Annotated in this window: 12 protein-coding genes; 7 read left to right on the top strand and 5 right to left on the bottom strand. The window is 69.0% G+C overall.

Annotated elements, in window-relative coordinates; all coding sequences use genetic code 11:
• Positions 1 to 33 precede the first annotated feature (33 nt).
• From ACWEQQ_RS26540 to puuE, 6 genes are all read left to right on the top strand, one after another.
• The gene (locus ACWEQQ_RS26540; RefSeq protein ID WP_452350119.1) at positions 34 to 480 is read left to right on the top strand and encodes a MarR family winged helix-turn-helix transcriptional regulator; all 447 of its coding nucleotides are present in this window, start codon (positions 34 to 36) and stop codon (positions 478 to 480) included.
• 88 nt (positions 481 to 568) lie between these two features.
• Complete coding sequence (locus ACWEQQ_RS26535; RefSeq protein WP_379383699.1) at positions 569 to 1303, top strand: GntR family transcriptional regulator; 735 nt, start codon at positions 569 to 571, stop codon at positions 1301 to 1303.
• Between the two features lie 75 nt (positions 1304 to 1378).
• Positions 1379 to 2125 (top strand): aspartate/glutamate racemase family protein, encoded by a 747-nt coding sequence (locus ACWEQQ_RS26530; protein ID WP_452340517.1) that lies wholly within the window; start codon positions 1379 to 1381, stop codon positions 2123 to 2125.
• A complete protein-coding gene (locus ACWEQQ_RS26525) occupies positions 2122 to 3336 on the top strand; it encodes a DUF6986 family protein (RefSeq protein WP_452350118.1) in 1215 nt (404 codons plus the stop codon). Before ACWEQQ_RS26530 ends, ACWEQQ_RS26525 begins: the two co-directional genes overlap by 4 nt.
• Entirely contained in the window at positions 3333 to 4364 is a 1032-nt protein-coding gene (gene alc, locus ACWEQQ_RS26520; protein ID WP_452350117.1) for an allantoicase, read from the top strand. Before ACWEQQ_RS26525 ends, alc begins: the two co-directional genes overlap by 4 nt.
• Positions 4365 to 4437: 73 nt before the next feature.
• Complete coding sequence (puuE, locus tag ACWEQQ_RS26515) at positions 4438 to 5355, top strand: allantoinase PuuE (RefSeq protein WP_452340520.1); 918 nt, start codon at positions 4438 to 4440, stop codon at positions 5353 to 5355.
• A 260-nt stretch (positions 5356 to 5615) separates the two neighbouring features.
• On the opposite strand, the gene ACWEQQ_RS26510 is transcribed toward puuE, so the two are convergent.
• The 4 genes from ACWEQQ_RS26510 to ACWEQQ_RS26495 form a co-directional block, all read right to left on the bottom strand.
• On the bottom strand, positions 5616 to 6263 hold the full coding sequence (locus ACWEQQ_RS26510) for an SRPBCC family protein (RefSeq protein ID WP_357006906.1): 648 nt from the start codon (positions 6261 to 6263) through the stop codon (positions 5616 to 5618).
• 55 nt (positions 6264 to 6318) lie between these two features.
• Positions 6319 to 6825 (bottom strand): hypothetical protein, encoded by a 507-nt coding sequence (locus tag ACWEQQ_RS26505; protein WP_452350116.1) that lies wholly within the window; start codon positions 6823 to 6825, stop codon positions 6319 to 6321.
• Positions 6822 to 7577: a 4-hydroxy-tetrahydrodipicolinate reductase gene (gene dapB, locus ACWEQQ_RS26500; protein ID WP_452350115.1), complete on the bottom strand. Its 756-nt coding sequence runs from the start codon at positions 7575 to 7577 to the stop codon at positions 6822 to 6824. Before dapB ends, ACWEQQ_RS26505 begins: the two co-directional genes overlap by 4 nt.
• 139 nt (positions 7578 to 7716) lie before the next feature.
• Positions 7717 to 8172 (bottom strand): MarR family winged helix-turn-helix transcriptional regulator, encoded by a 456-nt coding sequence (locus ACWEQQ_RS26495; RefSeq protein WP_452350114.1) that lies wholly within the window; start codon positions 8170 to 8172, stop codon positions 7717 to 7719.
• Between the two features lie 97 nt (positions 8173 to 8269).
• On the opposite strand from ACWEQQ_RS26495, the gene ACWEQQ_RS26490 reads away from it, so the two are divergent.
• The gene (locus ACWEQQ_RS26490) at positions 8270 to 9526 is read left to right on the top strand and encodes an alpha/beta hydrolase (protein ID WP_452350113.1); all 1257 of its coding nucleotides are present in this window, start codon (positions 8270 to 8272) and stop codon (positions 9524 to 9526) included.
• 160 nt (positions 9527 to 9686) lie between these two features.
• On the opposite strand, the gene ACWEQQ_RS26485 is transcribed toward ACWEQQ_RS26490, so the two are convergent.
• A complete protein-coding gene (locus ACWEQQ_RS26485) occupies positions 9687 to 11840 on the bottom strand; it encodes an ArnT family glycosyltransferase (RefSeq protein ID WP_452350112.1) in 2154 nt (717 codons plus the stop codon).
• Positions 11841 to 11880: the final 40 nt, after the last annotated feature.

The raw sequence follows: 11880 nt of genomic DNA, 5'->3' as shown, positions 1-11880 counted from the left end.
ATTGAGTAGCCCAACAATAGATATAATCAGCGGGTGCCCGAAGAACCTTCCATCCCAGCCGAGGCCCACCCCCCGAGCCTGCTGCGCCACCCGACCTACGCACTGGGCAAGCTGCACAAGGCGATGCACTCCCACCTCGGGACACCCCTGCGCGAGCACTGGGTGCTCACCTACCTCGCCGAGAGCAGTGAGATCTCCCAGCAGGAGATGGCCAACGTCCTGGAGATCGACCGCAGCGAAGTGGTGCGGCTGATCGACAGCCTCGAGAAGGCCGGTCTGGTCACCCGCACCCGCGATCCGCACGACCGCCGGAAATACCGGCTGGCTATCACCGCCGCCGGCAATCGGGTCCGCGCGGAGACCGATGCGAAGATCGCCGCCGCCACCGATGTGCTGCTCGCCCGCCTGACCCCGGCGGAAAGGGATACCCTGCACCGGCTTTCACTCAAGGCCCTGGGCTACGACACCGACGAGAGCTGACCCACACCCGGCCGGGCAACCGCCGCGAAATGGCTCACAACCGGTGATGGCTGTGAACCCGGTTACGCGTAGGGCTAGGGTTGGGGCCGTGCCTTCTCGACCCCGCCTACCCCGTTTGCCCCAGCTCAACCCGCCGCTGGACGCCCGCCGCGGCTACTCCCAGCAGGAGATTCTCGGCGAAATGCGCCGGCTGATCCTGGAGGGAAACCTGCCGCCCGGCACCGGTTTGCCGCTGGGCGAGATAGCACGCGAATTCACCGTGAGCGCCATTCCGGTGCGCGAGTCGCTGCAGACCCTGATCGGAGAGGGCCTGGTCGAGCACCGGCCCAACTTCGGCTACCAGGTCACCATGCTGACCGCCGACGAGCTGCGCGAGCTGTACATCGTGCGCGAGCGCCTGGAGTCCGCCGCGCTGGCCGCGGCCGTGCACAATGCCACCGAGGCCGATCATCAGCTGGCCCGCGAGATCCACGCCCGCCTCGAGCAGGCGGTGCTCACCGAGAACGCGGTGGCCTATCACCGCGAGACCCGCAACTTCCACCTGGCCCTGGTGCGCCCGTCGGGCATGCCGCGCGTGGTGCACATGCTCGAATACGCCTGGAACATCACCGAACCCGTGCAGCCCATGGTGCATGTGTCGACGATGGATCGCGTGGTGCTGCACGCCGACCACAGCAAGCAGCTGCAGGCCTTCCTCGCGAGGGATGCTGAAGCATTGCTGACTGCCACCGAGGGCCATCACGCACGCTTGAACGGCGTCCTCTCGCACCTGCCCACCGACACCGGCTTGTTCGCCGAACCCGCAGGTGAAGAAGATATATAACCCCTGAGCCTGGGGCTTTCGAACATATACGGTTCAAGCAACGCCGGAGCCATTTCTGTTCGATAGCGTGGATCCATGCGGATCCGGGTCATCAATCCCAACACCACCGCCGCGATGACGGCGCTCATCGGGGACAGCGCGCGCCTGGTCGCCGCGCCCGGCACGGTGGTCGACGCCGTCAACCCCGACATGGGCCCGGCCTCCATCGAGAGCCACTACGACGAGGCGCTGGCCGTGCCCGGCCTGCTGGCCGAGATCGCGCGCGGCGAGGCCGAGGGCGCGGACGGCTACGTCATCGCCTGTTTCGGCGATCCCGGCCTGGACGCCGCCCGCGAGCTGGCGCGCGGCCCGGTGATCGGCATCGCCGAGGCGGCCATGCAGGCGGCCAGCCATCTGGGCCGGAAATTCAGCGTCGTCACCACCCTCGGCCGCACCGCCGGCCGGGCCTGGGAGCTGGCGGAACGCTATGGTATGGAACGGTTCTGCGCGAACGTGCACGCCTGCGAGATCCCGGTGCTCGAACTCGAGGATCCCGAGGCGCGCAAGATCATCGCCGACGCCTGCCGCGAGGCCGTGCTGGCAGACAACTCGGACGCCATCGTGCTCGGCTGCGCGGGGATGGCGGACCTGTGCGAGTACCTGACCGAGGAGGTCGGGGTGCCCGTGGTGGACGGCGTCGCCGCCGCCACGCTGACCGTGCAGTCGCTGGTCACCATGAAGTTGCGTAAGTCCGGCCGCGGGGAATTCGCGGCCCCACTACCGAAGACGTATGTGGGATTGCTCGCCGATTTCGGCATCGAAGAACAGGAGGCTCAGGCGTGACGCTGCCACCGGAGACATGGAACGGGATCGAATCCCGTTTGCAGGCTGTGGATTCGGAGCTGCTGCGGCTCTATCCGGGCGACCGCCCGGGCCAGCCGGTGCACACCGCGTACGCCTCCGGCGCGGATGCCTCGATCGACCTGCCGGCCCAATGGGGCACGGCCGCACTGGAACTCGCCGAGAGCCAGCGGGAGCTGCTGGTCGGGCTGGCCGGCGAGGATGTCGTCGCACGGGTTTTCCGCACCCTGAGCGAGCGCCCCATCCAGGACCTGCGGCTGGACTTCGAGGACGGCTACGGCACCCGCGGCGACGAGGTCGAGGACCGCGACGCCCTGCACGCCGGCGCGGTGCTGAAAGCCCTTCCGGCCGAAGTATTCTCGCGCGGTATCCGCATGAAGGGCCTCACCACCCTGGAGTGGGCGCGCGCCGTGCGCACCCTGGAGAAGGTCCTCGAAGGCGCGGGCGGCGTGCCCGAGGGCTTCGTGTTCACCGTGCCGAAGATCCGCCATGTCGAGCAGGCCGATCTCACCGTGCAGCTGTGCGACGCCATCGAATCGGCCCACGGGCTGGCCGCCGGATCGCTGCGGTTCGAGCTGCAGATCGAGAGCCCGCAGGCCATCATCGCCGCCGACGGCACCGCCCCGGTCGCCCAGCTGATCCAGCGCTCGGCCGGACGCTGCACCGGATTGCACTACGGCACTTACGATTACAGCGCCGCCTGCGGTATCGCCCCGAAGTTCCAGTCGCTGGAGCACCCGGTCGCCGACCACGCCAAGGCGGTCATGCAGGCCGCGGCCGCCACCACCGGGGTGTGGGTGTGCGACGGCTCCACCCAGGTGCTGCCGATCGGCACCGACGCGGAGGTGCGCGCGGCGGTGTCGCGGCACTTCCGCCTGGTCACCCGCTCGCTCGAGCGCGGCTACTACCAGGGCTGGGACATGGGCGCGGGCCACCTGGTCACCCGCTGGCTGGCCACCTTCGCGTTCTTCCGCGAGGGGCTGGGCATCGCCGCCCCGCGCATCGGCCGCTACCTGGATCGCCAGGGCGGCGCGGTGATGGACGAACCGGCCACCGCGCAGGCGCTGGCGACCGTGGTGCTGCGCGGACTGGAGTGCGGCGCCTTCGAACCCGCCGAGGTCACCGCGATCGCCCCCAAAGCCACTGTCGAGGTATTGCATCAATTGCGAGAGAGGAAGATTCCGGCGCTATGAGCGACGTTGATTTCACGCTGCTTCCCGATCTGGCCGTGCGCACCCTGGGTGGCGCCGTGCTGTGGGCGAACGACGAGTCCTTCGCCGAGAAGGAGAACCTGATCCGGCCCGAGCAGGCCACCTACTCCCCCGCCACCTTCGGCCACAAGGGCCAGGTGTACGACGGCTGGGAGACCCGCCGCCGTCGCAGCGCCGCGGGCGACCACCCCGCCGGCGACGACTGCGACACCGCGATCGTCCGCCTGGGCGTGCCCGGCGTGATCAAGGGCGTCGTGGTGGACACCGCCTGGTTCAAGGGCAACTACCCGCCCGAGGTGTCGGTGGAAGCCATTGCGGTGGAAGGCAATCCGTCGGTCGACGAGCTGGTCGCCGCCGAGGGCTGGACCACGATCGTCGAGCGCGCCAAGGTGTCCGGCGATTCGCAGAACCCGTTCGCCGTGGACTCCCCCAAGCGCTGGACCCACGTGCGGCTGCGCATGTTCCCCGACGGCGGCATCGCCCGCCTGCGCGTGCACGGCGTGGCCAAGCCCGACCTGGCCTGGCTGGAGTCCGGCCCGTTCGACCTGGCCGCGGTGGAGAACGGCGGCCTGGTCGCCGACTGCTCCAACCGCTTCTTCTCGCACCCGCAGAACGTGCTCATGCCCGGCCGCGCCCGCAGCATGGGCGATGGCTGGGAGACCGCGCGCCGCCGCGACAAGAACACCAACGACTGGGTGCTGGTGCAGCTGGCCGCCGAGGGCGTGATCACCGCCGCCGAGATCGACACCTCGTACTTCCTGTTCAACAGCCCGGGCGCGGGCGCCCTCACCGGCATTCGCGCCGACGGCACCGAGGTCGAACTGCTGGGCCGCACCCGCCTGCAGCCCGACACCCGCCACCGCTTCCTGATCGACGCGGACGCGGCGGTCGTGCAGGTGCGCCTGGACGCCTTCCCCGACGGCGGCCTGGCCCGGCTGCGGCTCTTCGGCACCCTGACCGACGAAGCTCGGGCGCGGTTGCGCGCCGAGCTGGAAAATGACCTGGCGTGATCGGTCAGGGCCCGGAGGCGGAAGCTCGCGTAACCACGGAGGGCCCCCGAGCGCGCCGAAAGGATATGCAGCCATGAGCGATTTCGATCTGAACTACCCGCGGGACATGGTGGGCTACGGCCCCAACCCGCCGCACCCGCAGTGGCCGGGTGAGGCGAACATCGCGGTCAACTTCGTGCTCAACTACGAGGAGGGCGGCGAGAACAATGTCCTCGACGGCGACGAGGCCTCGGAGACGTTCCTATCGGATATCGTTCCGGCAGCGGCGTTCCCGAACCGGCACATGTCGATGGAGACCATCTACGAGTACGGCTCCCGCGCCGGACTCTGGCGGGTGCTGCGGCTGTTCGAATCCCGCGATATCCCGCTGACCATCTTCGGGGTGGCGCGGGCGCTGGAACGCAATCCGGAGGCCGTCGCGGCGTTCAAGCGCAATGGCTACGACATCTGCTCGCACGGTCTGCGTTGGATCTCCTACCAGATGGTGGATGCCGAGACCGAGCGCGCGCATCTGGAAGAGGCGGTGCGCATCATCACCAAGCTCTTCGGTGAGGCGCCCAAGGGCTGGTACACCGGCCGCGATTCGCCGCAGACCCGCGAACTGGTGGTGGAGCACGGCGGCTTCGTCTACGACTCCGATTCCTACGCCGACGATCTCCCCTACTGGGTGAAGGTCGCCGGCCAGGATCACCTCGTGCTGCCGTACACGCTCGAATCCAATGACATGCGCTTCTCCTCCCCCGCCGGATTCGCCAACGGCGAGGAGTTCTTCACCTATCTGAAGGACGCCTTCGACGTGCTCTACGCCGAGGGCGCGGCAGGTGCGCCGAAGATGCTGTCGGTCGGCCTGCACTGCCGCATCATCGGCAAGCCGGCGCGGGCCAAGGCGCTGGAGCGCTTCCTGGATTACGTGCAGTCACACGAGCAGGTGTGGCTGGCGCGGCGCATCGACATCGCCGAGCACTGGCGCACGGTGCATCCCGCGTCCTGACGCCCGGGAGAACCCGAAAACCACTGCGGCCCGGGGTGATTGCGCGATCACCCCGGTACCGGGAACGCCGGTGCGGCCGGAACCGCACACCGACTCTCCACCGGGGACCCGCCCGTCACGGGTGCCCGGATCTCCCTTCCGGTGTGGGGTACCGCCGGACGCATCGGCGGCACCACGAATACGGCCCGGAACCACCAGGTTCCGGGCCGTATTCGCGTGCCGGGCGATATCACCGCTCGCTGCTGTCGGGCGAAACCGCCTCAGAGCGCGCCGCTTTCGATATCGCGCTTGATGCCCTCCTGCGTCGCCTGGTGCGCGGCCACCCCGTTGCCGGCCGTGAAGTCGATCAGGGCCGCATCGGCAACGAAGGTCAGATGCTCGTTGACGGTGGTCGTGCCATCGCCGTTGTCGGCGAAGGTGATCAGCTGGTGGGTGGTCACGTTCGGGACGTCCCAGCTGTCGGTGGTGTAGTAGTGCTCGTCCGGGTGCAGGCGCTGCTCGGCCTGGGTGTGCCCGGGGAAGGTGACCGGGCCCATCGGAATGTCCTCGAGCGCGGTGAAATCCGCGATCTGCGTGTCACCGTCATCGCAGGTGCGGTGGACGATGATGTCCTTCAGAAACGAGTGGCGGCCGATACCGTTGCGGACATCGGTGTACACGTCCCACACCTTGTCCAGCGGCGCGGCGATGGTGACCGGCAGATCCACCTCGGTCACCGATCGGCCGTCGGCCGGATTCTGCTGCTCGGCCTCGTAGATCGACCAGCTGACCTGCCATTCCAGTTTGTAGTCGTTCTCCGACTCGATGCAGGACGGCGCGTCGTCCGCGCGTGCCATCGCCGACCCCACCGCAGGCGACCCCATCGTCGCGCAGGCTATCGCCAGCGCATAACCCACCTTGAACCTCACCGGGCGGACTTTACCCCGGTCGCAACCTACCGGCAGGTTTCCTGCGAAATCGCGGCTACCGTGCCCCGGGCCGGTCCCCACGCTCCAATTCCACTGCGCGCTTCATCATTTCGCGTGCGCGGGTGCGGTCGCCGGCGTAATCGTAGGCGCGGGCGGCGCGGTAGTTGGTGCGCCAGTTCTGCGGGTCCGCCTCGAATTCCTCCTTCACACGCTCGAAAAGCGCGTCGGCAGCAGCCTTCTCGATGCGCCCGGACGGGCGGCGCGGCAGATCGGAGACATCCAGCTCGCCGCCCTCCTCGTGCATGCGGCGGGCCAGGTGCTGGTGGGCGAAGGCGGCGCGGACACTGGTCGCCACGATCCACACGCCCAGCACCGGCAGGATGAACACGCCGATACCCAGGCCAACCGCGGCCGGCTTACCGGTGGCGATCAGGTCGATCCCGATCCGGCCCAGCAGCACGAAGTAGAACCCGAGCACCACCACCAGGGCCGCGATGAAACCGACCCGCTTGAAGACCTCGCGGCCGTTGCCGTCGGCGGGATTCGCGGCGGGCGTGCTCACAGGTCGAGCAGCGGGTCGATGCCCACGGTGAGACCGGGGCGCAGCGGCGTCTTGCGCACGCCCAGCAGCACACCGGGTACGAAGGAGGTGCGGTCGAGCGAGTCGTGGCGGATGGTCAGCGTCTCCCCCTGCGTGCCGAACAGCACCTCCTGGTGCGCGACCAGTCCGGCCAGCCGCACCGAGTGCACCCGCACCCCGTCCACGTCCGCGCCGCGCGCACCCTCCAGCTCCTGGCTGGTGGCGTCGGGGCTGCGGCCCACACCCGCCTTCTCCCGGGCCGCGGCGATGAGCGCGGCGGTCCGGAAGGCGGTGCCCGACGGCGCGTCCGCCTTGTTCGGGTGGTGCAGCTCGATGACCTCCACCGAGTCGAAGAAGCGCGCGGCCTGCTCGGCGAACCGCATGCTCAGCACGGCGCCGATGGCGAAGTTCGGCGCGATCAGCACCCCGACTTCCGGCTCGGCGGCCAGCCAGCCCTTCACCTGCTCCAGCCGCTCGGCATCGAAGCCGGTGGTGCCGACCACGGCGTGAATCCCGTTCTCCACCATCCACTTCAGATTGGGCATCACCACGTCCGGGTGCGTGAAGTCGACCACGACCTCGGTTCCGGCGGCCGTGAACGCCTCCAGCGAGTCACCCTTGTCGACCTGCGCCACCAGCTCCAGATCCGCGGCCGCCTCGACCCCGGCACAAATGGCCTGCCCGACCTTGCCGCGCGCCCCGAGCACACCCACCCGGATCCGGTTCGTGGTCACCTGGTCTCCTTCGCTATGACCGATCAAGGAACGGTTCGAGCCTATCGGGTCGGCGAAACGCCACGCCGCGCGGCCGTTTCGGACGAGTCGGCCACCGGCTACGGGGCACAGGTGCGGCCGGCCTGCTCCGGGTCGGTGGTCACAGCTGGTCGTAGACCGCGACGAGCCGGTCGAGGACCTCGGTGGCGGATCTCAGCGCGGCGATGTCCTGATCGGCCAGTTCGTCTCGCAGGGCGTCGGTCATGGCCGTCATGCGCTCGCGGCACCGGATGCGCCCGGCCTCGGTCAGCATGACCAGCACCGAGCGTTTGTCGCCGGGTGGGCGTTCCCTGGTGACGTATCCCGCCGCGGCCAGGCCGTTGACCAGCTGAGTGGTTGCGGCGCCGGTTGTTTCGGCCAGGGCAGCGAGTTGGCCGATCGTGAGCGGCCCGCGGTCGGCCAGCGCGCGCAGGGCGCGCGCATGGGTGAGCGACAGCGCCGTGGGTGATCGGGTCGCGCGCCCTCGGAGCCGGGAATCCGCCGCGCTGAGCCGGTAGGCGGCCCGGGCCAGCAGGTCGAGGGCTGTCGCGCGGTCCGCATCGAGGTCTTCGGTCACGGTGGGTTCTCCTGTCGGCGGATCGTGCGGGGTTGACAGCAGCTTAGTCTAAGTACTTAATAGATAAGTACTTAGTTTATTGACAGGAGCACTCACCATGACCACTCGATCCCTGGGCCAGAGCTGGGCCCTCGACATCGCCCTCGCCCAGGGCGGATTCGACGCCCTGCATCCACAGGCGAAGGGCACCATGGAGCAACTCGGTCACGACCACACCGACTTCGACAAGGTCTTCGAACTCGTGCGGAGCGGGGCGATGCTGCCCAAGGCGTGGGTGAGCATCGCCGCCCAGGCCGAGGAGCGCGCCGCCCACCATGAGCGAAACGGGTTCGCACGCACCGCCGCCGACCTCTACACCCGGGCGGCCGTGATGTGGGGCCGGGCCCAGTACTCGATCTTCGAGGCGGCCGATCCACGCAAACTCGCCTTCCGCGAGCGCACCAACCATTGCGTCGAACGGCTGGGGGAACTGCGCGGCGGACTGGTCCGGCGGGTGGCGCTGGACTTCGAGGGCAAGCAGATTTTCGCACTGCTGCATCTGCCGGCGGGGCCGGTGCATCGGGCTCCGGCGGTGATTCTCGGCCCCGGCATGGACATGATCAAGGAGGACTACATCGCCGCGGCCGAGCGGTACTACACCTCGCGGGGCGTGGTCGCGCTGTCCATCGAGGGTCCTGGGCAGGGCGAGAGCCGGGCGCACGGCCTGACCGTCGATCTCACCAACTATGAACGCGCCGTGCGGCATTACATCGACTATCTGAGCGAACTGCCGGAAGTGGATCCGCTCCGCATCGGCATGTTCGGCATCAGCATGAGTGGGTACTGGGGATCGCGTGCGGCCGCGACGGAGCCGAGGCTGGCGGCGTTGGCGGCCTTCGAGGCGCCGACCGGCGATTTCCGGACCATCTTCGAGCAGGCGCAGCCGACCTTCAAGAACAACTACATGTATATGGCGGGCTACGACGACGAAGCGGCCTTCGACCGGGATTTACGGGACCGGATGCCGCTGGATGATCTGGTCGGTGACATCGCGTGCCCGGTGCTGTACGGCATCGGCGAGTTCGACGAGCTGACCCCACTCGAACAGGCGCTCGCCAATTACGAACTCGTTCGCGCGCCCAAGGAGATTCGCGTCTACGAGGGCGAATTCCATCCACTGGGAGGCGTGGCGGCCGAAGTCTTCCGATTCGGCGCCGAATGGCTGGAACGAGCCCTGACCGGCGAATTCACGACGCCGGGACGCGATGTGCGGCACTACGTCCACCGCGACGGACGCACCACCGACGGCACCGCTGATCCGCAATGGTGGTCGGGCGCAGTGCCGTCGGCCATCCAACGGCTGCGCTCGGCGTGAGCACCGATCCCGAAGTCGCCTGCCGCTCAGCGTAATTGCGCGCTGAGCCCCGGTCCGAGTGCGGCACACCGCGAGCCGTTCGACATCCTGGCCGACCGGGACTCGAAAGGCCGGGTGCGCAAGGGATTCCATTGCGCGCCCGGCCTTTCGGGTCGGTGGACTAGCCGGTGTAGCCGGTCAGCTTGTAGACCGTGGTGTTGCCGATCTGCTGGGGTGTGAAGGTTGCGGTCACCCAGTCCGTGATGTCGGTGTGCTGGTTGCGACCGAAGCCACCCTGGTTGCCCGGGCCGCCCTGCTCGGGCTGGGCGCCTTGGCGGGTCGGCTGATCGGCGGGGTTCTGGCCGCCGCCCTGCTGCCGGTTGCGCTCGGCACCGGCGGGGGCGCCGGGATCGCGGTTGCCGTTTCCGTTGTCGCCGTTGTCGTTTCCGTTGCCGCCACGGTCGTTGTTGTTCTGCACGATGTAGTAGCCGATCTTGCCGGCCTTCACATCGGCTTGGAACTCCGCCAGGGTCGGGGTCGGATCGCTGCCGGAGAAGCCGCCGATGGCCATGACCGCCTTGTCGGTCTGCAACTCCAGGCCCGCCGCGGCGGAGGAGCCGTTGATCGCGGCCGCCCACGTCGAGTCGGATGTCTTCAGCAGGGCCGCCAGCTGCTGGTTGGGCTGGGACTCGCCGAAGCCGCCGCCCCGGCCGCCCGCGGCACTCGCCGGGCCGACGGTCGGACCGCCGCCACCGTGCGGGGTGGCGATGGTGGCGATCGAGTAGGCGGTCGCGCCGGACAGGCTCGCGAACAGGCCGAGCGCCAGTGCCGCGGCGCCGAGACGGCGGTTGTCCCGGACCCACGGCAGCACGAGCAGCACGGTCGCCACGACGGTCAGTGCCAGAACCGCCCAGCGCAGTTCGGGGTACCAGCCGCTGTTGCGGTGCAGCAGTACGAAACTCCACCCGCCGGTGGTCGCCACCAGCGCGGCCAGGCCGAAGCGACCGAGGATGGTGTCCCGCCCGGTCCACATCTCGTGGATGCCGACCGCGAACATGCCGGCCACGGCCGGTGCGATCGACAGGCAGTAGTACGGGTGCACGGTGCCGCTCATGTAGCTGAGCACGCCGCCGTCGATGAGGATCCACAGCCCGAACAGGATCGCGGCCGCCCGCACCAGGTCGGTGCGCGGCGCCCGGCCCCGCGAGACCAGCACCAGCACCATGGCCAGCAGCGCGGCCGGCAGCAGCCAGCCGATCTCGAAGCCGAATTCACCGGTGAACAGGCGTCCCACGCCGCGGACCTGCCCGCCGAAGCCGCCGAATCCACCGCCGCCGTGTCCGCCCGGACCGGCCTGCGCGGCCGTGTCCGCCGCGGCGGCCGGACCGGGTGCCGCAGTGGTCAGGCCGGGTGCCGCGGTGGCCGGGTCGTGCGGCGCGCCGCCGCCCGGAGCACCACGGTGGTTGCGGCCGAGCACGCGGGCGAAGCCGTTGTAGCCCAGCACCAGATTCATGAAGTTGTTGTCGGTCGACCCGGCCAGATACGGGTGGCTCGACGCCGGCCACAGCAGCGTGACCAGCACGTACCATCCGCTCGACACCACCAGCGCGACGAGCGCCCCGACCAGCTGCACGAGGCGGGCGCGGATCGGATTCGGCGCGGCGACGAGATAGACCAGCCCCAGCGCGGGCAGCACCATCAGGCCCTCGAGCATCTTCGCCAGGAACGCGAACCCCAGCGCCACACCGGCCAGCAGAATCCACTGGGTCGAGGCGCGTTCGAGAGCGCGAACCGTGGCGTACGCGCCGGCCATCATGAGCAGCACCATGACCGCATCCGGGTTGTTGAACCGGAACATCAACGCCGCGACCGGCGTCAACGCCAGCGCGGCTCCGGCGAGCAGCCCGGTGTAGTGGCTACCCGTCAGCCGCCGCACCGCGCCGTACAGCAGCCCCACCGCGGCCACCGCCATCAGGGCTTGCGGAATCAGCATGCTGGCACTGGAGAATCCGAAGATCTGCCCCGACAGCCCCATCACCCACTGCGACACCGGCGGCTTGTCGACGGTGATGAAGTTCGCGGGATCCAGTGAACCGAACAGGAGCGCTTCCCAGTTCTTCGACCCGGCCCACGCGGCCCCGGCGTAGAACTGATTGCCCATCCCATTGATGGTGATGTTCCACAGATACATCACCGCCGTCGCGACTAGGAGCGCGGCCAGACCGGCACGTTCGGCGGTCTTACCGCCGAACCGTCCGGCCTCCTGTGCAGCCGCCGCGGGCGGCGGCGGAACCACTGGCGGGTTGTCCTGGAGTGATGTGGTCACGCTGACCATTCAGCGCCCCGGAGTCCAATGAACCCTGTGAGCCCGCCGG

Source organism: Nocardia sp. NPDC004123 (assembly GCF_053603795.1).
Note: the sequence above shows the minus strand (reverse complement) of the source record. Positions and strands in the feature narration are given on the sequence as shown.

Coding starts and splice junctions, on each gene's coding strand:
- ACWEQQ_RS26530 (WP_452340517.1), top strand. CDS start 1,379: ATGCGGATCCGGGTCATCAATCCCAACACCACCGCCGCGATGACGGCG.
- alc (WP_452350117.1), top strand. CDS start 3,333: ATGAGCGACGTTGATTTCACGCTGCTTCCCGATCTGGCCGTGCGCACC.
- puuE (WP_452340520.1), top strand. CDS start 4,438: ATGAGCGATTTCGATCTGAACTACCCGCGGGACATGGTGGGCTACGGC.
- ACWEQQ_RS26490 (WP_452350113.1), top strand. CDS start 8,270: ATGACCACTCGATCCCTGGGCCAGAGCTGGGCCCTCGACATCGCCCTC.
- ACWEQQ_RS26485 (WP_452350112.1), bottom strand. CDS start 11,840: ATGGTCAGCGTGACCACATCACTCCAGGACAACCCGCCAGTGGTTCCG.